Source organism: Hephaestia sp. MAHUQ-44, assembly GCF_023806085.1.
Lineage (GTDB): Bacteria > Pseudomonadota > Alphaproteobacteria > Sphingomonadales > Sphingomonadaceae > Sphingomonas.
This window is the reverse complement of the sequence record NZ_JAMSLX010000001.1, coordinates 351,998-375,210: the sequence shown is the minus strand read 5'-3', so window position 1 is coordinate 375,210 and position 23,213 is coordinate 351,998. Positions and strand designations below refer to the sequence as shown.

The 23,213-nt window shown below is 68.8% G+C and carries 24 protein-coding genes and 1 pseudogene; 4 read left to right on the top strand and 21 right to left on the bottom strand.

What is annotated here, in order from left to right; all coding sequences use genetic code 11:
• Positions 1-61: 61 nt before the first annotated feature.
• The 20 genes from gp17 to NFE57_RS01685 all read right to left on the bottom strand — a co-directional run bounded on the left by gp17 (position 62) and on the right by NFE57_RS01685 (position 18,139).
• Complete coding sequence (gene gp17, locus NFE57_RS01780) at positions 62-457, bottom strand: tail completion protein gp17 (RefSeq protein ID WP_252133834.1); 396 nt, start codon at positions 455-457, stop codon at positions 62-64.
• Positions 454-660 (bottom strand): hypothetical protein, encoded by a 207-nt coding sequence (locus NFE57_RS01775; RefSeq protein ID WP_252133833.1) that lies wholly within the window; start codon positions 658-660, stop codon positions 454-456. The genes gp17 and NFE57_RS01775 overlap by 4 nt, the downstream gene beginning before the upstream one ends.
• Positions 660-1,220 (bottom strand): head-tail connector protein, encoded by a 561-nt coding sequence (locus tag NFE57_RS01770; protein WP_252133832.1) that lies wholly within the window; start codon positions 1,218-1,220, stop codon positions 660-662. The genes NFE57_RS01775 and NFE57_RS01770 overlap by 1 nt, the downstream gene beginning before the upstream one ends.
• A gap of 24 nt (positions 1,221-1,244) precedes the next feature.
• Entirely contained in the window at positions 1,245-2,192 is a 948-nt protein-coding gene (locus tag NFE57_RS01765; protein ID WP_252133831.1) for a phage head spike fiber domain-containing protein, read from the bottom strand.
• The gene (locus tag NFE57_RS01760) at positions 2,192-2,455 is read right to left on the bottom strand and encodes a spike base protein, RCAP_Rcc01079 family (protein ID WP_252133830.1); all 264 of its coding nucleotides are present in this window, start codon (positions 2,453-2,455) and stop codon (positions 2,192-2,194) included. The genes NFE57_RS01765 and NFE57_RS01760 overlap by 1 nt, the downstream gene beginning before the upstream one ends.
• 139 nt (positions 2,456-2,594) lie before the next feature.
• Positions 2,595-3,647 (bottom strand): phage major capsid protein, encoded by a 1,053-nt coding sequence (locus NFE57_RS01755; RefSeq protein ID WP_252133829.1) that lies wholly within the window; start codon positions 3,645-3,647, stop codon positions 2,595-2,597.
• A gap of 105 nt (positions 3,648-3,752) precedes the next feature.
• A complete protein-coding gene (locus tag NFE57_RS01750; RefSeq protein WP_353653856.1) occupies positions 3,753-4,193 on the bottom strand; it encodes an HK97 family phage prohead protease in 441 nt (146 codons plus the stop codon).
• The gene (locus tag NFE57_RS01745) at positions 4,190-4,498 is read right to left on the bottom strand and encodes a DUF6127 family protein (RefSeq protein WP_252133827.1); all 309 of its coding nucleotides are present in this window, start codon (positions 4,496-4,498) and stop codon (positions 4,190-4,192) included. The genes NFE57_RS01750 and NFE57_RS01745 overlap by 4 nt, the downstream gene beginning before the upstream one ends.
• 30 nt (positions 4,499-4,528) lie before the next feature.
• The gene (locus tag NFE57_RS01740; protein ID WP_252133826.1) at positions 4,529-5,641 is read right to left on the bottom strand and encodes a phage portal protein; all 1,113 of its coding nucleotides are present in this window, start codon (positions 5,639-5,641) and stop codon (positions 4,529-4,531) included.
• Positions 5,642-5,866: 225 nt separating this feature from the next.
• A complete protein-coding gene (locus NFE57_RS01735) occupies positions 5,867-7,180 on the bottom strand; it encodes a DNA-packaging protein (RefSeq protein ID WP_252133825.1) in 1,314 nt (437 codons plus the stop codon).
• Positions 7,170-7,709 (bottom strand): hypothetical protein, encoded by a 540-nt coding sequence (locus tag NFE57_RS01730; RefSeq protein ID WP_252133824.1) that lies wholly within the window; start codon positions 7,707-7,709, stop codon positions 7,170-7,172. Before NFE57_RS01730 ends, NFE57_RS01735 begins: the two co-directional genes overlap by 11 nt.
• A 225-nt stretch (positions 7,710-7,934) precedes the next feature.
• Complete coding sequence (gene dapF, locus NFE57_RS01725; RefSeq protein ID WP_252133912.1) at positions 7,935-8,882, bottom strand: diaminopimelate epimerase; 948 nt, start codon at positions 8,880-8,882, stop codon at positions 7,935-7,937.
• 134 nt (positions 8,883-9,016) lie between these two features.
• Positions 9,017-9,775, bottom strand: coding sequence for a molybdopterin-dependent oxidoreductase (locus NFE57_RS01720; protein ID WP_252133823.1), 759 nt, complete (start codon positions 9,773-9,775; stop codon positions 9,017-9,019).
• The gene (locus tag NFE57_RS01715) at positions 9,772-10,506 is read right to left on the bottom strand and encodes a cytochrome b/b6 domain-containing protein (RefSeq protein ID WP_252133911.1); all 735 of its coding nucleotides are present in this window, start codon (positions 10,504-10,506) and stop codon (positions 9,772-9,774) included. Before NFE57_RS01715 ends, NFE57_RS01720 begins: the two co-directional genes overlap by 4 nt.
• A gap of 102 nt (positions 10,507-10,608) precedes the next feature.
• Complete coding sequence (locus NFE57_RS01710; protein ID WP_252133822.1) at positions 10,609-11,325, bottom strand: sulfite exporter TauE/SafE family protein; 717 nt, start codon at positions 11,323-11,325, stop codon at positions 10,609-10,611.
• A 105-nt stretch (positions 11,326-11,430) separates the two neighbouring features.
• Positions 11,431-12,630, bottom strand: coding sequence for a dual-specificity RNA methyltransferase RlmN (rlmN, locus tag NFE57_RS01705; RefSeq protein ID WP_252133821.1), 1,200 nt, complete (start codon positions 12,628-12,630; stop codon positions 11,431-11,433).
• Between the two features lie 57 nt (positions 12,631-12,687).
• Positions 12,688-16,092 carry a chromosome segregation protein SMC gene (gene smc / locus NFE57_RS01700; protein WP_252133820.1) on the bottom strand — a complete coding sequence of 1,135 codons (3,405 nt, stop codon included), beginning with the start codon at positions 16,090-16,092 and terminating at the stop codon, positions 12,688-12,690.
• A gap of 32 nt (positions 16,093-16,124) precedes the next feature.
• Positions 16,125-16,871 (bottom strand): thioredoxin domain-containing protein, encoded by a 747-nt coding sequence (locus NFE57_RS01695; protein ID WP_252133819.1) that lies wholly within the window; start codon positions 16,869-16,871, stop codon positions 16,125-16,127.
• 40 nt (positions 16,872-16,911) lie between these two features.
• A complete protein-coding gene (locus tag NFE57_RS01690) occupies positions 16,912-17,592 on the bottom strand; it encodes a thioredoxin domain-containing protein (protein WP_252133818.1) in 681 nt (226 codons plus the stop codon).
• Between the two features lies 1 nt (position 17,593).
• Entirely contained in the window at positions 17,594-18,139 is a 546-nt protein-coding gene (locus NFE57_RS01685) for a DUF721 domain-containing protein (protein ID WP_252133817.1), read from the bottom strand.
• A 26-nt stretch (positions 18,140-18,165) separates the two neighbouring features.
• Here NFE57_RS01685 and NFE57_RS01680 point away from each other — a divergent pair, with 26 nt between their 5' ends.
• From NFE57_RS01680 to nudC, 3 genes and pseudogenes are all read left to right on the top strand, one after another.
• Positions 18,166-19,206 carry an A/G-specific adenine glycosylase gene (locus NFE57_RS01680; RefSeq protein ID WP_252133816.1) on the top strand — a complete coding sequence of 347 codons (1,041 nt, stop codon included), beginning with the start codon at positions 18,166-18,168 and terminating at the stop codon, positions 19,204-19,206.
• A complete protein-coding gene (locus tag NFE57_RS01675) occupies positions 19,203-20,567 on the top strand; it encodes a serine hydrolase domain-containing protein (RefSeq protein WP_252133815.1) in 1,365 nt (454 codons plus the stop codon). Before NFE57_RS01680 ends, NFE57_RS01675 begins: the two co-directional genes overlap by 4 nt.
• A pseudogene (gene nudC / locus NFE57_RS01670) lies at positions 20,564-21,429 on the top strand (NAD(+) diphosphatase). The gene NFE57_RS01675 and the pseudogene nudC overlap by 4 nt, the downstream one beginning before the upstream one ends.
• Positions 21,430-21,482: 53 nt before the next feature.
• On the opposite strand, the gene NFE57_RS01665 reads toward nudC, so the two are convergent.
• Positions 21,483-22,373, bottom strand: a complete 891-nt coding sequence (locus tag NFE57_RS01665; RefSeq protein WP_252133814.1) for a prephenate dehydratase — start codon at positions 22,371-22,373, stop codon at positions 21,483-21,485.
• 140 nt (positions 22,374-22,513) lie between these two features.
• Between NFE57_RS01665 and NFE57_RS01660 the strand changes: the two genes are divergently transcribed.
• On the top strand, positions 22,514-23,164 hold the full coding sequence (locus NFE57_RS01660; protein WP_252133813.1) for a c-type cytochrome: 651 nt from the start codon (positions 22,514-22,516) through the stop codon (positions 23,162-23,164).
• Positions 23,165-23,213 lie beyond the last annotated feature (49 nt).

Genomic DNA, 23,213 nt, shown 5'->3' with positions numbered 1-23,213 from the left:
TACCTCCCCGGCACGGGGAGGGGGACCATCGGCGCAGCCGATGGTGGAGGGGTTTTCGCCCTCACCCTTCCATCATCCGCACCCGAAACTCGATCGCCATCGCCCAGCGCCCCGGTGCCTCGCGCAGCATCCGCGATCGCACGAAGACCGAACTCGCCACCCGCCAGCCGTCGGGGTCGCGCGGCATCGTCGCCACCGCCGCCACGACGGCGTCGGCCAGCGCATGCAACCGCGCGGGCGTCTCGGCAGCGTCGCGCACGATGACGGCGGGCCGCAGCTCGCGCCCGGCGCGATCCTTCATGCCCCAGTCGATCGCCAGCATCGGCTGCACCTCGGCAAAGGGCGGGGTGGCCTGCACCGGCGGCCCATCGAACACGCCGTTGAGCGCGCTCCTGAGCGCGTCGGCGTCGCGCAAGGCCGTCACCAAGGCCGCATGCAGCACGCTTTCCGCGCTCATCGTGCCAGGCTCCCGATCCAGCGCAGCAGCGGTTCGCTGAGCAGCCGCACGCGAAGCCGACGCCCGGTCAGCACGATCCGCTCGCCGTCGATCGCCGATGCGATCCCCGGCAGGTCATCGCCGATCCGTTCCGCGATCCGCTCGCGCGCGATTGCCGCCGCTTTGGCACCGAGCCCCATGGCCCGCGCGTGCAGCCTTGCCATCACAGCCGGGTCGCCGCGTTGAGCCGCATCACGCGGAATGGCCGCCACAAAGCCGTCACCGCCGCCGGTGGCGGGGTGCTCGCGTTGCGTTCGGTGAACAAATGCCCGGCGAGCAGGATCACGCCCTGCCGGATCGGCGCGGGCAGACTTGCCCAATCGGCAGCGCTGCCCGCGCGCAGCGTCACATGGGCGAGCGCATCGTCCCCGGCATCGAGCACCCGCACCCAGCCGCGCGCATCGGCGTCGATGTCGATCCGATAGGCGTCGGTCGCCAGCGGCGTGCCGTCGGCATCCGCCACGCTGGCGATGCTCGCGACCGGCATCGCGCCCAGCGCTTGCCACGCCGGCGTTGCCGGCACTGTCTCGGTCATCGTCCGCGCGATCGCCACGCGTCCGGTAAAGCGCTCGGCAAGCGCGAGCGCGGTCTCGATGAAGCGGGCGATCAGCGCATCCTCGCCATCGGTCACGATCCGCAACAATGTCTTGACGTCGGCGACGGCCGCGGCCCGGTCGTCGGCGCCGAGCGTCACGTCGCCCGGCCCGTTCGCTGCGATGGTCATCGCATTCTCCCTAGTTGAAAAGGATCAGCGGCGTTCGACGCGGCGAAGCCAGGGTCGCGCGAGCGTGGTCGGCACTGTCGCCAGCCCGCCGGTCACGGTCGCCGTGCCGTCCTGCGATGATCCGTCATCGAACAGATAGCGTAGCGGCAGCGGCCCGTCGGGGATCGCGAACCGCCCCCAGTCGAGTGTCAGCACATCGGCGGCGCGGGTGGCCGGGGCGGCGTCGGTCGGGATGTAGCTGGTCGCGGTCGCGCCCTGTTCGGATTGGAACCCCCAGACGATCGTCGATCCGGTCGCGGTGACGGCATAGGGCCAGGCCGCACCGGCCCCGGCGGCGGTATAGAATTCGATCCGGTCGGCCGCCGCGCCGCCTACCAGCACGAGCCGCCAGAACGAGCCGCAATCGCGCACCGTGCCGCTCACGATTCCCGCGCCGGCACGAAGCAGTTCGCCGGTCGCGGTGTCGATCGACAGATCGGATAGCGGGGGGCCGCCGCGCAGCACCGCGAACCGGTCACTGCGCCCGGTGGCGTCCTTGCGGACGAACACCGATGCGGTGCGCTGGGTTGCGACGCCAAAGGTTTGCGCGGCGCTGCCATATTGCGCGGTGCTCGAATCGGTCAGCGTGTCGGCGGTCGTCGTGCCGTCGGGCGCGATATGCGTGTCGCTGGTGACGACAAGGCCCGACACTTTGGACCAAGCCGTGTGCGCCAGATCCTGGCTGCGGAGCGCCTCGTTGCGGCGTTCGGGCTCGATCAGCACCCCGAGCAGCGCCCGCGTTACGGGATCGTGATCGAAGCGGACGCCATCGACGGGCTCGGTTGTCAGCATACCCGCCGCATCGAACCTGCTCGCCGACGATGCCCGGGTCAGCGTCGCGCCCGCCGGCAACACGCCCGAGGTGAAGTCGAATGCGGCCTTCGCCGGTGCACGATGCGTGGTCAGCGACGGGCCAAAGCCGATCGCGATCATCAGTACAGCGCCACGATATCGGTCGCGGTGGTGCCGGTCGCGCGCACATAGCGCGCCCGGAACGGCAGCACGCTCCCGCTCGCCACATTCTTCCACACGCTATCGGCCGGGCCCGCACCGCGCATCGTGATCGTGCCGCCGGTGCCGACATACAATGCCTTGGGCACGTCGGTGATCGGATTGCTGTCGTGCGGCGTCACCGCCGCCGCGCGGTTGGCGGGCGCCGACACGCTATCGGCGCCGTTCGAAAAAGAATCGGTCATGAATTTCTCCACCGGAAGACCTCCCCGGCACGGGGAGGGGGACCATCGCAAAGCGATGGTGGAGGGGTGTTTTTGATCACGGCGCCGGCCAGCATCGCGGGAAAGGTGCCGGCCGGCGCTGTCGCTCAGTGCAGCGCCATCATGAGGCGGCAAACTTCATCAGCTTGATCGCCTCGCTGTTCGATACGCAGCCGCCGACGCGCTTGGTCGCGTAGAAATTGACGAACGGCTTGTTCGAATAGGGGTCGCGCAGGATCTGCGTTTCCTGCCGCTCGGCGATCAGATACCCCGCCTTGAAATTGCCGAACGCGATCGACAGGCTGTTCGCGGCGATGTCGGGCATGTCCTCGGCCTCGATCACCGGATAGCCAAGCAACGTCGCGGGCTGCCCCGCCGCCAGCCCCGGCTGCCACAGGAACGCGCCGTCGGCGGTCTTGAACTTGCGGATGCGCGCGGCGGTGGCCGAATTCATCACGAACACCGCGCCCTGCCGGTACGGGCTGCGCAGGCTCTGGACGAGATCGATCAGCCGCTCGTCTGGCTTGCTGCCGAAATCGCCCGCCGCCCCGCTCGCGAGATATTGCAGCGTCCCGAAGCCGCGCGTCGCATCGCCCGCGCTCCCGGTCGGCGCACTCAGAAACCCCTTGGGCTGGTTGGTGCCGGTGCCGCTCACGAACGCGCTGCCCTCGGCGGCGGCGAACTCGCGCGCGATCTCGTTCGCCAGCCAGTCCTCGACATCGAACAGCGCATCGTCGAGCATCGCCTGGCTCGCGCTCGGGTTGGCGTAAAGATCGCCCATCGGCGGCGCGAGTTCGACGAAGCTCGGCGTGCCGGTCTCGGTGCGGCTCCCGGTCTCGCTCGCCCAGCCCGAGGGCGTGCCCCCGGTCGTCACCAGCTTGCGATACCCGGCCGAGCCGACCTTGACGACATTGGCGATGGCGCGGATCGGCGAGACGCTCTTGAGCGTCGCGTCGATCACCGCGTCGATCTCTTTGGGCACCGCATAGCCGCCGCTGTCGCCGCTCGCGCCGGTGAAGGATTTCATCTCCACGCTCGCGCCCGATCGCAGAAATCCCTCGAACGCCGCGCCACCGGGCGCCCGCGCCCCGCTCAGCACCGGCCGCGCTACGGGCGCGGTCATCGTCACGCCCTCGAAGCTCGCCTCGAGCGCGTCCGCCTTGGTCTCGATCATATCATTCTCCTGCTGAATACCTCCCCGGCACGGGGAGGGGGACCATTCGGCCAAGCCGAATGGTGGAGGGGGAACGCCGCACGCGCTCCCGTCTCGATCGCGTTGTCAGCCCTGAACCGCATGCACCCGCGCCAGCGGCTGCATCGGCTGCGCGACCAGGCTCACCTCGACCAGCTCGATCGCGGTCAGCTCGCGCACCCGCCCGACGCGCGTGGCCTTGACGCGATAGCCGAACGACAGCCCGCCCACCGCGCCCGCCTTGACCAGCGCGGTCAGCCGCGGCTGCGTCACCCGCCCGATCACCCTGAGCCCGCGCGTATCCACGCCGATCCGCTCGATCACCCCCACCGGCGCGCCGCCATGCTGCCACAGCAGCGGCACCGCCTCGGGCAGCACCCCGAACGCGCCCGCGCGCACCACGTCGCCGCCGCGATCGACCCGATCGAACACCGCCGCATAGCCCGCAAATCTGACTCCCCTCCCTGCAAGGGAGGGGCCGGGGGTGGGTGCGAGCGCGCCAGCGCTCGCTCGGTCGCGCTCCCTCACTTGATCCAGTCCCAAAACCCCAGCTTCACCGCGAGCCCGGCAAGGATGAGCACGCTCGCCAGCCGCACCAGCCAGCCTACCAGCGCCTTCCACGCCGATCGCTTGGCATCGCGCCACGCGCCCAGCAGCTCGCGCAACTCGGCGACATCGCTAGGCGCATTGTCGTCACCCAGCCCGAGCCGGGCGAGCGCGCGCATCGCACCCAGTTCGCCCGCTTCCTCGACGATCGCGCGCAGCGTCGCCAGGTCGCCGCGCACGCCCTCGGCCTGCGCCAGCAATTGCGCCAGCACCTTGTTGTCGTTCATCGTGTCGATCCTCCTGGTGCGCCGCCGCGCTCAGCGCGGGTCGATCCCCAGCATCGCCCGCTTCTCGTCGGGGCTAAGAAAGTCAGCGGCCGACACCCGCGCCCACAACCGCTCGCGATCCTCCGACAGCGCCGGCACCTGATCGAGATCGACCGCCAGCGCCGCGCCCGCGAACCAGCCGTCCAGCGCCTCGGCGATCCCGCCCAGAATCGTCTGCGCCAGCGGCAGCACCGCGAGCCGCCACAAGGCGCGATTGGCTTCCTTGTAATTGGCATAGGTATTGTCGCCCGGCAGCCCGAGCAGCATCGGCGGCACCCCGAAGGCGAGCGCAATCTCGCGCGCGGCGGCCGCCTTGGTCGCGGCGAAATCCATATCGGCCGGGCTCAGTGACAGCGCCTGCCATTTGAGCCCGCCTTCGAGCAGCATCGGCCGCCCGGCATTGCCGGCGCCGGCAAACCCGGCCTCCATCTCCTCGCGCAACCGTTTGAACTGGTCGGCGGACAGGCTCGATCCGTCACCCGGATCGTAGACCAGCGCTCCCGACGGCCGCGCCGCATTGTCGAGCAGTGCCTTGGCCCAGCGCGTCGCGGCGTTGTGGATCGCCACCGGCCCCGCCGCCGCGCCCAGACAGCCGAGCCCATAATGGTCGTCGCTCGGGTGGAAGGTCTTGAGGTGGATCACCTCGGGCTGCGGCGCTTGCGCCATCAACCGCGTCACGCGGTCGCCGACGCGGTATCGGTACGCCGCTGGCCAGCCGCTGGCATCGGCCTCGACCGACACCCGCTCGGGGCGCAGCGCGAACAATTCGGCGATCCCGCCCGCGCCATCGCCCAGCACCTGCACATAGGCATTGCCGTGGAGCAGCAGATGCGCCGCGATCGTCTCGGTCAGCGGCTGCCCGCCGCTCCGCTCGGCGATCAGCCGCGCCAGCGCGGGCTCGGACGCGGTCACCGGCACCGCCGATACGCTCTCGCTCACCAGCCGCACCGCGCGCTGCGCGACCGCATTCTCGCAATAAGCCTCGCGCACCATCGCTTCGTAACTGCGCGGCCAGTCGCCGAGCATCGTCACACCGCTACCGCCACGCGACAGAGCAGGCCGCGCGCCATCGCGCGCAGCCGCTTTCCAGCCGAAAAGCTTCAAAGCAATTCTCCCGAAATCCGTCTCTCCCGCCGGGAGAGGAAAAGGCTTGCCGGCGCGCCGCGACCGCGAGAACGCCCCGCACCGAATCCGAACCGTTCGCCCTGAGCTTGTCGAAGGGCCGTTCTCCTTCGTGCACGCCCCGATCTTACGCCGGCCGCCCCGGCCGAACCTGCGGCCGCTGCGAAGGCCGTTGGCGCGCGTGCCCGCAATGCGGCCGCGCCCGGCTCACAACCCCAGCACCCGCGCCCGCCCGCGTCGCCCGAGCATCAATTCGCTCGCCGCCCACACCAAAGCATCCGCCCGATCGGGCGATCGGCCCGGCCCTTCATAGCCGCCGCCCGCGATCAGCCCGCACAATTCATCCTCCAGCGCGGCGAACGCCCCGGCATGGTGCATCTTGCCGCCCTCATAGAGTGTCGCCACCGGCTCGGCGCGCGCCGCCTTGCCTCGACTGGCATGAACCAGCGTCACCGGCAGCCCCGCATCGGCGGCGGTCAGCACCGCCATCACCATCGCGCCGCCCTGGTTGGCCTCGGCGATCACGCGGTCGGCCCGATGCCGTGCCGCGCACGCCGCCACCGCCTGCGCCCAGCCTTCGGGGGTCGCGCCCGCCACGCTCGCATCGTCGATCACATAGCCATGGTCGTTGCGTCCCAGCCCCAAAGCGACGATCCCGCACGCATCGCCGCCGATCCCGGCCGGCGGATCGACCCCCACCACCACGCGCACCAGCTCGGGCACCGCCGCCACCCGGCACCGCTCGATCAGGTCGCGCGACCACAAGGCGCCCGCCACATCGTCGATCAGTTCGCCATCGAGTTCCTGCCGCCCCAGCCGGGTGCCGCCGTATGTTTCCTCCATCGCCGCGACGAAACTCGCGGGCAGATGCGGATTGTCCTGCGTGCGCCCCCGCGTCTCCACCGTCGCGCGGTCGGCTATGATCCGCCTGAGCAGTGCCACCGGCCGCGGCGTCGTCGTCACCAGCACGCGCGGGGCATCGCCCAGCCGCATTCCCAGCATCAGATTGTCCCACGCCGCGTCGCCATATCGCCATTTGGCCAGTTCGTCGCACCAGGCGAGATCGTGCTCGGGCCCGCGCAATTTCTCGGGCGCGGCGGCCGAATAGACGAACGCTTTGGCGCCCGAGGCAAAGCGCAATTCGTGCGCCGCGCTACGCCATGTCACCGGCTCGTCGTCCGCCGCCACCGCGATCAGCCCGCTCGGCCCTTCGATCATCACGCTGCGCACATCCTCGGCGGTCGCCCCCACCAGCGCGATCCGGGCGTGCTTGTTGTCGCGCGCGAAGCCGGTCACCCATTCGGCGCCCGCGCGCGTCTTGCCGAAGCCGCGGCCGGCGCGGATCAACCACACGCGCCAGTTGCCTTCGGGCGCGATTTGTCCCGGATGCGCCCATGCCTGCCAGCGCGCCGCCAGTTCGCGTTGCTGTTCCAGCGTCAGATCGGCAAGCGCGCGGGCGCGCCATGGGGGCGGTAGCGCGGCCAGCCGGCGGATGGGGTTGTTGCGCGCCTCATCTGCCATGCGACGCCATCTGACGTGCGAGCGCGTCGAGCTTGCGCGTCAGCGCCGCATCGGTCTCGGCGGCGCTCGCGCGTTTGGTCCCCTTGCGCGATACCGCGCGCCCTTGCGCGCCGGCCTCGTGGCGGTTGAGCAGCATCAGCGCGAATTGCAGCTCGGCGATCGAGACCGTCCGGTTCTCCAGTGCCGTCACCACGCTGTCTTTGATCGCGGTGGGATCGGCCGCCGTCGGGTCGATCCGGTCCGTGGCAACCCGCGCGATAACATATTCGAGCAGCGCGGCTTCGAGTCGCTCATACCCGATCGACAGTGCCTCCTGCCACGCCAGCGCGAACTCGGGTATACGCTTGCGCTGCCAATAACAGGTCGCGACCGTGACGCCCGCAGCCTTGGCCGATGCCGTGACGTTGCACGTCGCGGCGAGCGTATCGAGGAAGGTCTGCCGCGCCTGTGCGGTAAAGCCATCGCGGCGCCGGTTCCGGATCTGGACTGCCCGGTTGCGGCTGCCGGCAATCTTGGTTGCATCCGCCATCCTCGTCCTCGCTTCTTTTTCCGAAACGCATCGGGCCGGCGGCAACACGCGTTGCCCCGGCCCGATTCGCAATTTCTCAGTGTTCCCGATATGTGCCAGATCAGCGTGACGATGTCAAGCTATTTTATCCTATTTGGTTATATTGCTTTCTGATACCTCCCCGGCACGGGGAGGGGGACCATCGGCAAAGCCGATGGTGGAGGGGTATCGCCCCAAGCGCTTCGCTCACCCCGCGACGGCCCGGTCCGCCACCACCGCCCAGGCCGCGATCTCGTCATTATAATGCCGCGCGACCTCGACCGCGCCCGCGATCCCCGTCGCGGCATCGACCTCGGCCGAACCCGCCCAGTCCCAGGTCGCATTGCCGGACAGGCGTACCATCCCGTCGGCCTCGGCCTGCCCGCGCACCAGCCCGCCGCGGTTGAGCACGGTCAGCTCGCGCCCGAAATCGGTGCGCCCCGCAAGGCACGCGGCGAAGACCGACGCCGCCATCGCGCTGCCGCAGCTGTCGGTCAGCCCCACGCCGCGTTCGAAGGTGCGAACGAACAGCGTGTCGGGCCCGCGCAACTCGACGAAGCTCACATTGGCGCGTTCGGGTAGCAGCGGCGGCGCGGTTTCGGCGAACCGGCCGACCATGCTCAGTTCGTCCTCGTCGATCTCGTCGACGAACGCGATCAGATGCGGGTTGGGCATCGCCACCGCGGTGAACGCTCGGCCGGTGGGCAGGCCGGGGATCGGCCGCTGGACGTTCTCATGGTTCCCGGTCACCAGCCAGCGCCCGACATCGAGGTCGGCCGGCCCGGCCACCTCGCGGATCGTGGTCACGCCCGGCGCGATCGCGGCGTCGCGCGATACTTCGGCGGTCGAGGTCTTGAGCCGCACGCTGGCGCGGTCGATTCCCAATGCCTCGAACCCCGCGCGCGCCACGCAGCGCAGCCCGTTGAGGCACGTCTCGGCCTCCGATCCGTCCGAATTGAACATCCGCATTCCGAACGCATGATGCGCGTCGCTGTCGGTCAGCAGTAGCAACCCGTCGCCGCCCACCGGCCCCGCGCGGTCGGCCAGCGCGCGCGCCACCCCCGCCCAGATCGTATCGTCGAGCGCAATCCCGCGCGCGTCGATCAGCGGAAAGTCGTTGCCCGATCCCTGACAGACGACGAAATCGAACCGCATCTCAGTACCAATCCGCATTCGGCTCAGGGCGAGTCGAAAATGGTGGTGCCGCGTGACCCGGAGCGCAGCGTACTTTCAGTACGTGAGCACCGGAAGCGCGAGGCGCCACCATTTGCAGGCCGTCCTGGGCCGAATCAGATGCCCGCATACCATTCATACCCGTAATCCTCCCAAAGCCCGCCGCGGCCTTGCCCGATCCCGGCCAGGCTCGCCACTGCTTCGATACCCGTCACATATTTGGCGTGCTTATAGCCCAGTTGGCGCTCGACGCGCAGCCGCACCGGCGCGCCATGCGGCACGCTCAGCAGCGCATCGTTCATCCCCCACGCCAGAATCGTCTGCGGGTGAAACGCATCGATCAGATCGATCGATTCGTAATAAGGATTCCCCCCAACCGTGTCCGCGCAGTGGAAGACGATATAACGCGCGTCGCGGCGCAGATCCGCGAGTTTGAGCACATTGCCCAGCATCGGCCCGCGCCATTTGCCGATCGCGCTCCAGCCCTCGACGCAATCGTGCCGGGTGATCTGGGTGCGCGTGGGCATCGACCGCAGCTGCGCGAGGCTCAGCGCCAGCGGCCGGTTGACCAGTCCCGTCACCGTCAGCCGGTAATCGACGAACTTGCCCGCCACGAGCGCGGCATAAGCGGGTGTGCCCGGATCGCGCGTGCCGTTCGATCGGAACACCGGCGACATCTCGGCCACGCTGAATTCGCGTGCCAGCGCGCGCCGGTCGGTCAGCGCGCGCTGCAACCCGCGATGCAGATCCTCGCCCGCGAACAGCATCTTGCGCACCGCCGGTACCTCGATCGCGCGGTCGCATCCGGTGAGCAGCGCGCCCGCGCCGATCACGCCGCCCACCACCAACCGCCGTCGGGTGATGAGCGGGCTCATAGCGGCTCCTCGGGTACGCGCCACGAGCCGGTGATCATCGATCGTACCGCGTTCACCGGCCCGGCAAGGATCACCAGCGCGAGATGGACGATCACGAATCCGCTCATTGCCGCCATCGCGATGAAATGGATCGAGCGCGCCGATTGGCGTCCGCCGAAAATCTGGGTGAGCCATGGCCACGCCGCGTCCATCCCCGGCGACAGCGCGAGCCCGCTCACCACCAGCAGCGGCAGCAGGATGAAGATGGCGCCGATATAGGACAGTTTCTGGAGCGTGTTATACGCCGCCGGCCGCGCCGGATCGTGGAACCGCAACGCCAGATGCGCCTTCGCATCGCCCCACAGGTGGCGCGGCGCCATTTCGTCACGCCGCACGCGCAGATGGTGATGGAAATGGCGGTTGATCAGACTCACCATCACGAAGATCAGCAAGCCGCCGCCCAGCACCAGCGCGAAAAACAGATGCCAGCGTCGCGACAGCGCCAGATTGTAATGCCCCGGAATGGTGAGCCAGCCCGGCCAGTGCGGCAGGTTCAGCCAGGCGTGATCGAAATTGGCGCCATATTCACCCCAGTAAAGCCGGGGGTGGGCGTTCGAGATGCCGAGCCCCGATCCGATCAGCACGAACACTGCAACCGCATTGATCCAATGCCACAACCGCGTCGGGATCGCGTGGCGTCGGATCGCCCTTGGCGAAGGCAGTGTCGGCGTCGCATCGGCGGGCCCGTCCATCGGCGCAGCATAGCCCCGCAGCGTGCGACAGGCCAGCCCGGGGTACATTCCACTATCGTGGATCGCGGCACCGGCCCCTGCTTCAGCACAACTGAAGCAAATTCAGCCGTAGGCGCGCCAGAAAAAGACGATCGTGGTGCCGACCGAGACGATCAGCGTCCAGACGCGCACGAGGTTGGCCGACAGCAGAAGGCCCAGCCGTGCCCCCACCCAGCCGCCGACGATCGCGCCGAGCAGCATCGGGATCGCCGATGCCCAGTCGACCAGCCCGGTCGCCACGAACACGATCAGCGCCGCGACGCCTGAAATCGCAAGGATCAGCGTGCGCTGGGCGAACATCCCGCGCGGATCGACCCCGGCGAGCAGCCCGTAGACGGCGGTGGTCATCAGTCCCAGGCCGCCGCCGAAATAGCCGCCGTAGACGCTGAGCGCGGTTTGCGCGGCGATCAGCGTGCGCGTCCCGATCGTCACGCGCTCGTGCAGCCAGGCCGCCGCGCGCCGACCGAAGGCGAGTACCAGCGTGGCGAACAGCAGCAACCAGGGGATCAGGACGTCGAACATGCGCGTCGGCGTCATCACCAGCAGCACGCAGCCGACGATCGCGCTCACCAATGTGATCGCGATCAGCAGCCGCGGCGCAATCCCCCCGACCGGCCCGATCTCGTCGCGAAACGCCCACACGCTCGCCACACCCCCCGGCAGCAACGCGACATTCGACGTCGCATTGGCAATATTAGCAGGCAACCCCAATGCGATAAGAGCAGGCAAGGTTGCGAAAGTGCCGCCGCCGGCAAGCGCATTCATCGCTCCGCCGAGCATGCCTGCGCCTGCGGCGAATGCGATCGATGGAGCGTCCAGAACCTACCTCCGTTCGCCCTGAGCTTGTCGAAGGGCCGTGCTTCTTCTTCGGGTGAATGGGGGGCGTCAGCCCAGCGCGGCCATTTTCTCTTCGGCCAACCGGTCGAGCTCGGCGCGGCTCTTCTTTTCGGCGGCGGTCTTGAGCTGGCCGCACGCGGCGTCGATGTCGCGCCCGCGCGGGGTGCGTACCGGCGCCGAAATGCCGCCTTCGAAGACGATGTTCGAAAACGCGCGGATGCGATCGGGCGCCGAACATTCATACGGCGCGCCGGGCCACGGATTGAACGGGATCAGGTTGACCTTGGCGGGCAGGCGGTATTTGCGGATCAGCCGCACCAGCTCGCGCGCATCCTCGTCGCTGTCGTTCTTGTCCTTGAGCATCACATATTCGAACGTGATCCGCCGCGCGTTGTTGGCGCCGGGATAATCGGCGCACGCCTGGAGCAGTTCCTCGATCCCGTATTTGCGGTTGATCGGCACGATCTCGTCGCGCACCTCCTTGGTCACCGCATGGAGCGAGACCGCGAGGTTGACCCCGATCTCCTCGCCCGCGCGCGCCATCATCGGCACCACGCCCGATGTCGACAGTGTGATCCGCCGCTTGGACAGCGCCAGCCCGTCGCCGTCCATCACGATTCTGAGCGCATCACGCACCGCGTCGAAATTGTAGAGCGGCTCGCCCATGCCCATCATCACGATGTTGGTGAGCATCCGGCCTTCGGGCGTCGAGGGCCATTCGCCCAGCGAATCGCGCGCGAGCATCACCTGCCCCACGATCTCGCCCGGGGTCAGGTTGCGCACCAGCCGCATCGTGCCGGTGTGGCAGAAGCGGCAATTGAGCGTGCAGCCGACCTGGCTCGATACGCACAAGGTGCCCCGATCGGCGTCGGGGATGAACACCATCTCGTAATCCTGCGCGCCCTGGCCGTCATTGGCGTCCGATCGCAGCAGCCATTTGCGGGTACCGTCCTCCGAGACCTGCGCTTCGATCACCTCGGGCCGGCTGATGACGAAACGTTTCTCGAGCCAGGGGTGCTGCGCCTTGGCGATGTCGGTCATCGCGGTAAAATCGGTAGCGCCGCGATTGTAGATCCAATGCCACAATTGCTTGCCGCGCAATTTGGCCTGTTTGGGCTCCATCCCTGCGTCGGCAAGACTCGTGCGAATGTCCTCTTTCGACAGCCCGAGCAGATCGACGCGCCCGTCGACACGCGGGGTCACGCGTCGCGGAACGGGCACGGGGTCGATATGCCCGGGGATGGGCATGGGGAGCGGCGCGGCCTGTTGCATGGCGGCGCATATAGTCGCTTTCGTAGCCCCGCGCTACTCCGCCGCGAGCAGTGTCTCGGCGGCGCGCAGATCGACCGAGACCAGCCGGCTCACGCCCTGTTCGATCATCGTCACGCCGAACAGGCGGTCCATCCTGCTCATGGTCACCGCATTATGGGTCACGATCAGATAACGCGTCTGGGTTTCCTGCGTCATCGCTTCGAGCAGATTGCAGAAGCGCTCGATATTGGCGTCGTCGAGCGGCGCATCGACTTCGTCGAGTACGCAGATCGGCGCCGGGTTGGTGAGGAACAGCCCGAAGATCAGCGCGACCGCGGTCAGCGCCTGCTCGCCGCCTGACAGCAGGGTGAGCGATTGCAGTTTCTTGCCCGGCGGCTGCGCCATGATCTCAAGCCCGGCTTCAAGCGGATCGTCCGAATCGACCAGTTCGAGGTGGGCGTGTCCGCCGTTGAACAGGGTCGTGAACAGCCGCTGGAAATGAACATTCACCGCCTCGAACGCCGCGAGCAGCCGCTGGCGGCCCTCGCGGTTGAGGTTGCCGATCGAGCCGCGCAGCCGGTTGACCGCGAGCCTCAGTTCCTCGCGTTCGGTGGCGTTGGTGGTGCGCGCATCGTCAAGCTCGGCAAGCTCGGCCTCGGCGACCAGATTGACCGGCCCGATCCGCTCGCGATCGAGCATCAGCCGGTCGTGGCGCCCCGATTCGTCCTGCGGGCTGCCGACCTCGGCGCTCGCGAAGCCGATTCTTTCGGGCAGCACCGGCGGCGGGCACGCGAAGCGCTCGCCCGAAAGCCGCCCCATCTCGATCCGGCGCTGTTCCTGATTCTCCGCCCGCGCGACCGCGCCTGCGCGCGCCTCGCGGGCCTGCGCCAGCGCCTCGCCCGCAATCCGGGCCCGGTCCTCGGTCCGCCGCACCGCCTCGCCCGCGTCGGCTTCGGCGGCGAGCAAGGCGTCGGCCCGCGCCCGTGCCGCCTCATGCTCGCCCTCCAGCGCCTCGATGTCAGCGAGCAGCTTCTCGGGCCGCCCCGCGATCGCTTCGGCCTCTTCGGCGAGCGCTTTTTCGCGCTTGTCCATATCGGCGATCCGGCGCGCGGCATCGCCTGCGCGTGCTTTCCAGTCGTTCGCCTCGCCGCGCGCGCGCGTCAGCGCCTCGCGATCGGCGGCCAGCGTGCGTTCGAAGGTCGCGCGGTCGGCCTGTGCCAGCACGACTCCGGCGCGCCGCGCCTCGGCCCCGGTCTGAAGCGCGACCACGGCGTCCCGCGTCGCTGCGCCATCGGGAAGCGCGGCGACGGCGCGTTCGGCGGCGGCAAGCGTGCCGCGTGCCTGGTCACGCTCCTCCCCGATCCGCGCGGCGCGGGCATCGAGATCGGCGGTGAGCCCTTGCAACCGTTCGATCGCTCCGGCCGCGCGATCCTCGGCGCGTGCCGCTTCGCGCTCCGCAGTCTCGGCGGCGGCGAGGGGCGCGCGCGCCTGCTGCGCCGCCTGCCGCGCGTCGGCAATCGCGGCGTCGATCGCGGCCAGCGCCGCTTCCGCCTTTTCCACCGCGGCGACGGCGGATGGGCGCGCTGCGTTGAGCTCGGCGAGCCGATTGACCCGGAGCAGCCGTTCCGCCGCTGCCGCGCCGCCCGATCGGGCGACGAACCCGTCCCAGCGCCGCATCGCGCCGCCCAGTGTCACCAGCCGCTGCCCGATCGAGAGCGCCGCGCCTTCGTCCTCCGCCGCCACCGCGATCTGCGCCAGCCGCCGTGCGAGTTCGGGGGGAGCGGTGACGTGATCGGCGAGCGCGTTGGTTCCCGCCGGCAACGGAGGGTCGCTCTCCTGCCGCGTCGCGCCGCCCCAGAAGCGATCGGCCTCGCGGTCGAGTCCGACCTCGAGTTCATCGCCCAGTGCGGCCGCCAGCGCCCGCTCGTAACCGGGCATGGCGGTGAGCTTGTCGAGCAGCCGATCGCGTGCGGTCGATTGCAATGCCTTGTCGATCGCTGCCGCCTCGCTGTTGATCGCGGCAAGATCCGCGCGCGCCCGCGCCCGCGCCGCCTGCGCGTCGCCTTGCCGCTCGATCGCGCGTTGCTCGGCGGCCTGCGCGGCATCGCGGGCGGCGCGCGCCTGTTCGGCGGCCTCGATTGCCGTCTTACGCGCCGCCGCCGCTGCCGCGCGTTCGGCCTCGATCGGTGCGACCGGCCCCAGCGCCGCGCGCTCGGCATCGAGCTTCGCCCGATCGCGTTCGACGCGCGCCAGTTGCTCGCGCGCGCTTGCCAGCGCGGCCCCCGCGACGCGCGCGTCGGCCGCCTCGCTCGCCTGACGGCTGAGTGCCTGCGCCAGCGCGACCTCGGCATCGCGGGCGGCGCGTTCGGCCTCGGCCAGCGCGCTCTCGAGCGCTGGTTGACGCGCGGCGGTCGCCGCGATCGCCGCATCGAGCCGCGTTGTCTCGTCGCCGATCTGCTGGAGCGCATTGGCCGCATCCTGCGCCAGCGCACCCTCGCGCTCGCGATCGGCGGCGAGCCGCGCCTTGATCTGGTCGAGTTCCTCGATCCGTCGGTCGACCTGCGCACGCTCCTGCCTGAGCGCGGCGAGCTTGTGCCCGGCCTCGCTCGCCGTGTCGCGCGCCGCCAACGCCGCCGCGCGCGCGTCGGCCAGCGTGTCGGTCGCCTGCGTCTGGTAAGCGGCGGCGGCGCGCTGCGCTTCACCGGTCGCGCGCACCCTCGCTTCGGCGCTGTCGGCTTCGGCTTTGGCGGCATCGGCAGCAGCCGCCGCGTCGCGCCAGCGTGCGTAGATCATCCGCCCTTCGGCGACCCGGATCTGCTCGGACAAGGCGCGATATTTCTCGGCCTGCCGCGCCTGCCGCCGTAGCGCGTTGGCACGCGATTCCTGATCGGCGATCACTTCGTCCAGCCGCGCGAGATTGGCCTCGGTTGCGCGCAATTTCTGCTCGGCATCCTTGCGCCGGACGTGGAGCCCCGCAATCCCCGCCGCTTCTTCAAGCAGCACGCGACGCTCGACGGGCTTGGCGGCGATCACCGCGCCGATCCGGCCCTGGCTGACGAGCGCGGGCGAATGCGCGCCGGTGGCGGCATCGGCGAACAGCAACGACACGTCCTTCGCGCGCACGTCGCGGCCATCGAGCCGATAGGCGGAGCCGGCGCCGCGCTCGATCCGGCGCACCACTTCGGTCTCGTCGCCATTCGCCTGATCGAGCAGGATCGAGACCTCGGCGAAATCGCGTGACGGCCGGCGCGCAGTGCCGGCGAAGATCACGTCTTCCATGCCTGCACCGCGCATCGATTTGGCGCTGTTCTCGCCCATCGCCCAGCGCAGCGCCTCAAGCAGGTTCGATTTGCCGCAGCCGTTGGGCCCGACGATCCCGGTCAGCCCGCGCTCGATGCGCAGGTCGACCGGATCGACGAAGCTCTTGAACCCGGAAAGTCGAAGCCGCTTGATCTGCACGCATTACCCCCCGGTAAAGGCGGGGCGGCGCCTCAGGCCCCGGCCGCCTTCAACCTTGCTTCAAGCTGCTCCCAGGTGACGGTGTTTTCAAGCAGCTTGCCGTTGAGGAGGAAGCTCGGCGTACCGGTGACGCCGTCCGCGCTGCCCTTCTGCGCCATGTCGACCACGGCCTGCACATTCTTCTGATCGGACAGGCAGGCCTTGGCCTGCTGCTCGGTCACGCCGCGCTGCTTCACGAAATCGACATAGCCGAGATAGGTCGCCCAGCCGGTTGCGATCTCGGTCGGGCTCTTGCCCTGCAATTGCTGGGACAGCGTCTGTGCCTCGGGCGCTTCGAGCTTCGCGAGGAATGTGTTCTGATCGATATAGGTCTGTTCGAGGATCGGGAAGAACGCGCTCTCGCTCACGCACCGGCCGAGCGTCGACAGGCCGAGATCGGGGCCGCCATGAACCGGGAAATCCCGGAATTCATAGCTGACCTTGCCGGTCTTCACATAATCGTTTTCCAGCGGCACCATGCCGTCGCGGCCGAAATTGCCGCAGCTCGGGCAACTGCGCGATCCATATTCGATCAGCTTGAGCGGGGCGTCGGGATTGCCCATCACGAACCCGCCCTCGGGCGATCTGTTCACCACCTGGCTCCATTCCTGCCCGGCCGGCGGAGTCGCCGCGGCGACCGGTGCTGCGGGCGCGTCGCTGTTGCCGCCGCCGCCGCTGCCGCACGCGGCCAGCGCGAGAAGCGGCGCGGCCGCGAGCAGGATCGAAAGTCTGATCGTCATGGATAATCGCCTTTTCGGTTCTTCGAGTTGGGGGAGGAATTCAGGCGCCGGCGGCGGTGAGCACCGGCTGCAATTCGTGCCAATGCGCGTTGGGCACGATCTTGCCGTTGACGAAGAAGGTGGGGGTGCCGCTGATCTTGCCCCATGCCTCGCTCGTCATGCCGAGCACGGGCGCGAGCGCGGCGGGGGAAAAGCAGCCATCGATCGCGGCGTCGCGCAACCCGCGCGCCTTCATCAGCGCGGTCAGGCCGGCTCCATCGGCATAAGCGCGTAGTTGCGCGCTTTCAGGGTAAAGGCCCAGCCGCCGCCCGTTGGTCTCGATGAATTGCGCGCCGCGCGGATACCAATCGTGCTGGCTGGCGAGCAGCGCGTCGGTCGCGCCGAAAAAATCCTGCTTGCCCGCGCACCGCGCGAGCGCGGCGGCGGCGAGGTCGAGCTTCTCGCGCACCGCATTGCGCAGCTCGAGGCTGACCTTGCCCGATTTTATCATCTGCCCGCGTAGCACGGGGGCCGATTCGTGGGTGAATGCGGCGCAATGCGGACAGGTGTAGCTGAGATATTCGATCACCTTCACCCGCGCGCCCGGATTGCCCATCACGAAGCTGCCCGATGCCGTCTGGGTGACGGTCCGCGTCCAATCGCGGGCTTGCGGCGCCGGAGCGGCCGCGCCTGCCAGCAAGGCAAAACCGATCAGCGCCAGCAACCGTGTCATCACCGCCATATCAATCCTTATCGAAAACAGGGGGGCCTTGCGTCGAGGCGACCCCGGCGGCGAGCGATTCGAGCACCGCTTTCAATTCGGGGTCGGCGATCGAGCGCAGGCTGTCGCCAAGGTCGAGCGCGACGGGGCGGAGCGACGGCGACTTGAGCGAGGCCGGCGCGGCCCGCGGCTTGGCGATCGCCACTTCGCCCTGCCGGATCGTGACGCGGGCAACCGCGCCGTAACCGAAGAATCGATTCACCCGCTCGACGATCTCGGGCGTGATATGTTGCATCATCGGCGCGTGCGCCCCGCGCACCACCAGCGTCAGCGTGCCCCCCGATCGTTCGCCGTGCGGGAAGCGCAGCGATTCGGGCGACGACACGCCCGCATAGCGCGTGCCCACGATCTCGGCCCAGCGGCTGACGATCGCACTCTGGATGAAGCCGAACTTGCGGAACGCCGCGCGCCCGACGTCGGGCAGCAACTCGGCAACCGCCCGCGAACGGTTGCTGCGACGGGGTTCCGGGCGGGTCTGGCGGGGTTGTCCCCCGCGTGGTTTGCTCATGGCGCTCCTCATGCCATAGGCGGCGCGTGCCCGCCAAGCGTTCATCGATCGCCGACAGGCTGCTCGCCTGGTACGACGTCCAGGCGCGGGCGCTGCCGTGGCGCGCGCCGCCGGGTGCGCCCGCGCCCGATCCGTACCGCGTCTGGCTGTCGGAGATCATGCTCCAGCAGACCACGGTCGCTACCGTTCGCCCCAAGTTTGAAGCCTTCACCACGCGCTGGCCCGATTTCGCGGCGTTCGCGGCCGCCGACGATGCCGAGGTGATGACCGCCTGGGCGGGGCTCGGCTATTATGCCCGCGCGCGCAATCTGATCGCCTGCGCGCGCGCCATCGTCGCCGATCACGGCGGGCGGCTTCCCGATACCGAGGCCGAATTGCGCGCGCTGCCGGGCATCGGTGATTACACCGCCGCCGCGATCGCCGCGATAGCCTTCGGCCGCCGCGCGGTCGCGGTCGATGCCAATGTCGAACGCGTCGTCGCGCGGCTGTTCGCGATTCGCGAATCGCTGCCCGCCGCACGCAAGGCGATCCGGCACGCCGCCGATTCAATCACGCCGGCTGCGCGTGCGGGCGATCTTTGGCAGGCGATGATGGATTTGGGGCAGGCGATCTGCACCGCGCGCGCGCCCCGATGCCTGCTGTGTCCCTTGGCGGAGACATGCGACGGTCGACGCAGCGGATCGCCCGAGACTTTCCCGGTCAAGGCGCCAAAATCTGCCCGGCCGGAGCGGTTCGGGACGATTTTCTGGCTCGAACGCGGGGGTGAGGTGCTGCTCGTCCGCCGCGCGCCCAAAGGCCTGCTCGGGGGGATGCGCGCGCTCCCCACCGGGCCGTGGGAGGATGCCCCCGCCGGCCTTGCCGGTGCCCCGGCCGTCGCCGCTTGGGAAGTTCGCAACGCGACGATCACCCATGTCTTCACGCACTTCCGGCTGACGTGTACGCTTGCGGTGGCGCAAAACGGTGCGCATGCCATCGCGGGCGAATGGTGGCCGATCGACAGGGTCGACGAGGCGGGGCTTCCGACCTTGTTTCTGAAAGCCGCCCGCGCAGTGAGGAGAGAGGGATGAGGGTGGTCAGGACGCTTGCACTCGCCGGATCGGTGGGGGCGTTGCTTGCAACCGGCGCGATTGCCCATCAGGCGCAGCCCGCGCCCCAGCCTCAATCTCAATCTCAACCTCAATCCCCATCCCAATTTCTGCCCGATCCCGCGCGATCGCCGCTGCCGACGACGCAGGCGCTGTTCGACGCTTATGTCCGCAGCGATAAGATGCCGGGGATCGTCGGCGCGTTCGGCGTGGGTGATCTGCCCACCGTGTTCGTCGCGGCGGGCCGGATCGCCGACGTATCGACCGCACCGGCGGCTGGGCCCGACAGCCTGTGGCGGGTCTATTCGATGACCAAGCCGGTCACCGGCATGGCGGCGATGATCCTCGTCGAGCAGGGCAAGCTCGGGCTCGATCAGCCGATCAGCGATTTCTTTCCCGGCTTCAAGAATATGAGGGTGCTCATCCACCCCGACACCAGCCTCGAAAGCCGCCCGGCGACGCAGCCGATCACGGTGCGCAACCTGCTCACCCACACCGCGGGGCTCGGCTACAGCATCATCACCAAGGGGCCGCTGCTCAAGGAATATGAGCGGCTCGGCATCCTGCCCGGTGCGATCAACGCGGCGGTCGAGGCGCAGGCACGCCCGACGCGCCCGAAAACGCTGGCCGAATTTGCCGAGCGCGTGGCAACGCTGCCGCTGATCGCCGATCCGGGCACCCAATGGAGCTATTCGATCGGGCTCGACGTGATGGGCGCGGTGATCGAGAAAGCGAGCGGGATGCCGTTCGACACCTTCGTTCAGACGCACATCTTCGATCCGCTCAAGATGACATCGAGCTATTGGACCGTGCCCGCAAGCGACGTGGAGCGATTCGCGACCAATTATGCCTTCATGGGCGATGCGCGCACGCCGTTCGATCCCGCCGCGACATCGGTGTATCTCGAACCGCCGAGCTTTCCTTATGGTGGTGCCGGTCTGGTCATGTCGGCGCGCGATTATGATCGCTTCCTCCACATGCTCCAGGATGGCGGCGCGCTCGACGGCGTGCGCATCATGAAGCCCGAGACGGCCGCGCTGGGGATGTCGAATCTGCTGCCAAAAGGCGTGACGTTCGAAGGTCTTGGTGGCGGCACGGGCGGCACGGCCGCCGCGGTGCCGATGGGCTTCGGTGCGGGCGGTTCGGTCTATCTCGCCGACCAGCCGGGTGGCGTGTCAAAGGGCACCTATGGCTGGGGCGGTGCGGCCGGGACGGTCGCGTGGGTCGATCCGGTCAAGCACGCGCGCGGCACGATCATGGTCAATTATTTCCCCGCGGATAAATGGCCGCTGCGCGAAGAAGTGCCCGCCGCGCTCATCAAGGATTTCGCCCGCTACCAATGATCCAGCCCGGCTTTACCGGCGGGACGCTCGATCGCGCCGATCATCTGCGACAGGATCCCGAGGCGGTTGCGCGCGCGATCGGCGATCTGCGCGCGCGCCTGCTCGTGCTCAACGGTGCCGAGCCCGAGGTCGATGCGGCCGGCATGCTCGGCTGGACCAGCCTTGCCGATGCGCCCGCCGCGGCCGAACTGATCCTGCTGGGGCTCGACGATGGCCGCCCCCGGTTTGCGGCGCATGTGCCCGGCACGCGCGTGTCGGCGCAGCGTTCGCCCGCGCTGTTCCACGCGCTCGATCAGATGCGCCCCGGAGAGGCGGCAACCTATGCCGCCGCGCGCAGCCTGATCGATTGGCATGCGCGCCACGGCTTCTGTCCCAATTGCGGCGGCGCCACCACGCCGTTCAAGGCGGGCTGGGCGCGATCGTGCGTTGCCTGCGGTGCCGAACATTTCCCGCGCGTCGATCCGGTGGTGATCATGATCGCCGAACATGAAGGGCGCGCGCTGCTCGGCCGTGCCGCGGCCTGCCCGAGCGGCGTTACTCGGCGCTTGCGGGTTTTCTCGAACCCGGCGAATCGATCGAGGAAGCGGTCGCCCGCGAGATCGCCGAGGAAGCGGGCGTGCGCGTCACCAATGTGCGCTACGTGGCGAGCCAGCCCTGGCCGTTCCCCTCGGCGCTGATGATCGCGTGCGTCGGCGAAGCGGCGGATGACGCGATCACGCTCGATACGACCGAACTCGAAGATGCGATCTGGGTATCGCGCGCCGAGGTCCGCGCGGCGCTCGCGGGCGAGGACGCGCCGTTCATCGCCGCGCCGCCTTATGCCATCGCCCATAGTCTGCTGACCGCCTGGGCCGAAGGATAGAGTGATTACGAGCCGGATGGGATCATCCGGCGACTCGGCAATCACGGCAAGCGCTAGGGGCGGGGGCGTGCCTGCGGATAGGTGCCGAGCAGCCGCGCCCATTTGGTCTGGAAGCTGAGTTCCTCCAGCGCGTTGTCGACCGCGGTGTCGCCCGGCTTGCCGACAATATCGGCGTAGAATTCGGTCGCCGCGAAGCTGCCGCCGCGCTGATAGCTTTCGAGCTTGGTCATGTTGACGCCGTTGGTCGCGAACCCGCCGAGCGCTTTGTAGAGCGCGGCGGGCACGTTCTTCACCTCGAAGATGAAGGTCGTCATGAACGGGCCATCGCTCGCCAGCGGCCGCGGCTCGCGCGCGAGCGTGACAAAGCGCGTCGTATTGTGGTCGGCGTCGGCAATGTCCTCGACCAGCGTCTTGAGGCCATAGATCTCGGCGGCACCCGGCGGCGCGAGCGCGGCGATGCCCGGATCGGCGAGCTCGGCGACCTTGGCGGCGGCGCCGGCGGTGTCGGGGTATGAGACGGGTTCGATGCCGCGTGCCTTCAGCCAGTGGCGGCATTGGCCCAGCGCCTGCGGATGGCTCATCGCCTGGCGGACGTCGTCGCTCGTCGACAGCCCCATCAGCGCATAACGAATCGGCAGAAAATGCTCGCCGACGATCACCAGACCCGATTCGGGCAGCAGAAAGTGAATATCCGCCACACGCCCGTGCAACGAATTTTCGATCGGAATCATCGCGCAATCGGCGGTGCCGTCCTGCACCGCTTCGATCGCGTCGGCGAAATCGAAACAGGGCAGCGGCAGGCCGTCGGGGAAGGCCTGGCGCACGGCAACGTGCGAGTTGGCGCCCGGTGCGCCCTGGAACGCGACGGTGCGATCGGGGGCCAGCGCGGCGTCTTCGATCATGCGGGCGACAAGCGCGCGGGCAGGGGGGGCAAAATTCTCCATCGGGGCCCGCGGGTAGTCGTGGCATCGATCACAAGCAAGCGCGGCTTGCTTGCCTCGCTTCGCGACCGTAAAGGGAGGCGACTTTTCCTTGGGCGGCCGCAAACCGGGGGCCGGCTTCTCTAGAGGGTTCGATTGATACGATGGACAATCGCGCGAATACGATTGCGGGCTGGGTGCTGGCAGGCTGCGGGGCAGCGCTCGGGTTCTCGATTATCAGTGGCATGATGTTTCATTCGGAGCGTCCCGAAAAAATGGGCTATCCGATTGAAGGCGTCGAGGCCGAGGGTGGCGATACCGCAGCGGCGGTGGTGCCGATCGCGACGCGACTCGCGTCGGCCGACGCGGCGCATGGTGCCGAGGTCTTCAAGAAGTGCGCCGCGTGCCACACCGACAATCAGGGGGGTGCCAATGGTGTCGGCCCCAATCTGTGGGAAATCGTCGGCGACAAGGTGGCGACCGGCCGTGGCGGCTTCGCTTTCTCCGACGCGCTGAAGTCGGTGGGCGGGACGTGGACGTTCGACGCGCTCGACGCGTGGTTCGAATCGCCGCGCAAATTCGCCAACGGCACCAAGATGACCTTCGCGGGGCTTTCCAACCCGCAGGATCGCGCCGATCTGATCCTCTATCTCAACCAGCAGGGCTCGAACCTGCCGTTGCCGGCAGCACCGGCGGCGGAAGCAGCCCCCGCTGCCGACGCGCCGGCTGACGCCAATGCGGCAGCAGGCGACGAGGCAGGCGCTGCCGCCAACGAGGCGGCCCCGGCTGCGGCGGCGGAGACGCCGGCCGGCTGAGCCTGCGCTTCGGCAACGAACAAAAAAGGGGCCGCAGCGATGCGGCCCC

What these genes read in the sequence shown, in the direction of transcription:
- gp17 (WP_252133834.1), bottom strand. Translation starts at nt 457, where the DNA reads ATGAGCGCGGAAAGCGTGCTGCATGCGGCCTTGGTGACGGCCTTGCGC.
- NFE57_RS01775 (WP_252133833.1), bottom strand. Translation starts at nt 660, where the DNA reads ATGGCAAGGCTGCACGCGCGGGCCATGGGGCTCGGTGCCAAAGCGGCG.
- NFE57_RS01770 (WP_252133832.1), bottom strand. Translation starts at nt 1,220, where the DNA reads ATGACCATCGCAGCGAACGGGCCGGGCGACGTGACGCTCGGCGCCGAC.
- NFE57_RS01765 (WP_252133831.1), bottom strand. Translation starts at nt 2,192, where the DNA reads ATGATCGCGATCGGCTTTGGCCCGTCGCTGACCACGCATCGTGCACCG.
- NFE57_RS01760 (WP_252133830.1), bottom strand. Translation starts at nt 2,455, where the DNA reads ATGACCGATTCTTTTTCGAACGGCGCCGATAGCGTGTCGGCGCCCGCC.
- NFE57_RS01755 (WP_252133829.1), bottom strand. Translation starts at nt 3,647, where the DNA reads ATGATCGAGACCAAGGCGGACGCGCTCGAGGCGAGCTTCGAGGGCGTG.
- NFE57_RS01745 (WP_252133827.1), bottom strand. Translation starts at nt 4,498, where the DNA reads ATGAACGACAACAAGGTGCTGGCGCAATTGCTGGCGCAGGCCGAGGGC.
- NFE57_RS01735 (WP_252133825.1), bottom strand. Translation starts at nt 7,180, where the DNA reads ATGGCAGATGAGGCGCGCAACAACCCCATCCGCCGGCTGGCCGCGCTA.
- NFE57_RS01730 (WP_252133824.1), bottom strand. Translation starts at nt 7,709, where the DNA reads ATGGCGGATGCAACCAAGATTGCCGGCAGCCGCAACCGGGCAGTCCAG.
- dapF (WP_252133912.1), bottom strand. Translation starts at nt 8,882, where the DNA reads ATGCGGTTCGATTTCGTCGTCTGTCAGGGATCGGGCAACGACTTTCCG.
- NFE57_RS01720 (WP_252133823.1), bottom strand. Translation starts at nt 9,775, where the DNA reads ATGAGCCCGCTCATCACCCGACGGCGGTTGGTGGTGGGCGGCGTGATC.
- NFE57_RS01715 (WP_252133911.1), bottom strand. Translation starts at nt 10,506, where the DNA reads ATGGACGGGCCCGCCGATGCGACGCCGACACTGCCTTCGCCAAGGGCG.
- NFE57_RS01710 (WP_252133822.1), bottom strand. Translation starts at nt 11,325, where the DNA reads ATGCTCGGCGGAGCGATGAATGCGCTTGCCGGCGGCGGCACTTTCGCA.
- rlmN (WP_252133821.1), bottom strand. Translation starts at nt 12,630, where the DNA reads ATGCCCATCCCCGGGCATATCGACCCCGTGCCCGTTCCGCGACGCGTG.
- NFE57_RS01695 (WP_252133819.1), bottom strand. Translation starts at nt 16,871, where the DNA reads ATGACGATCAGACTTTCGATCCTGCTCGCGGCCGCGCCGCTTCTCGCG.
- NFE57_RS01690 (WP_252133818.1), bottom strand. Translation starts at nt 17,592, where the DNA reads ATGGCGGTGATGACACGGTTGCTGGCGCTGATCGGTTTTGCCTTGCTG.
- NFE57_RS01685 (WP_252133817.1), bottom strand. Translation starts at nt 18,139, where the DNA reads ATGAGCAAACCACGCGGGGGACAACCCCGCCAGACCCGCCCGGAACCC.
- NFE57_RS01675 (WP_252133815.1), top strand. Translation starts at nt 19,203, where the DNA reads ATGAGGGTGGTCAGGACGCTTGCACTCGCCGGATCGGTGGGGGCGTTG.
- NFE57_RS01665 (WP_252133814.1), bottom strand. Translation starts at nt 22,373, where the DNA reads ATGGAGAATTTTGCCCCCCCTGCCCGCGCGCTTGTCGCCCGCATGATC.
- NFE57_RS01660 (WP_252133813.1), top strand. Translation starts at nt 22,514, where the DNA reads ATGGACAATCGCGCGAATACGATTGCGGGCTGGGTGCTGGCAGGCTGC.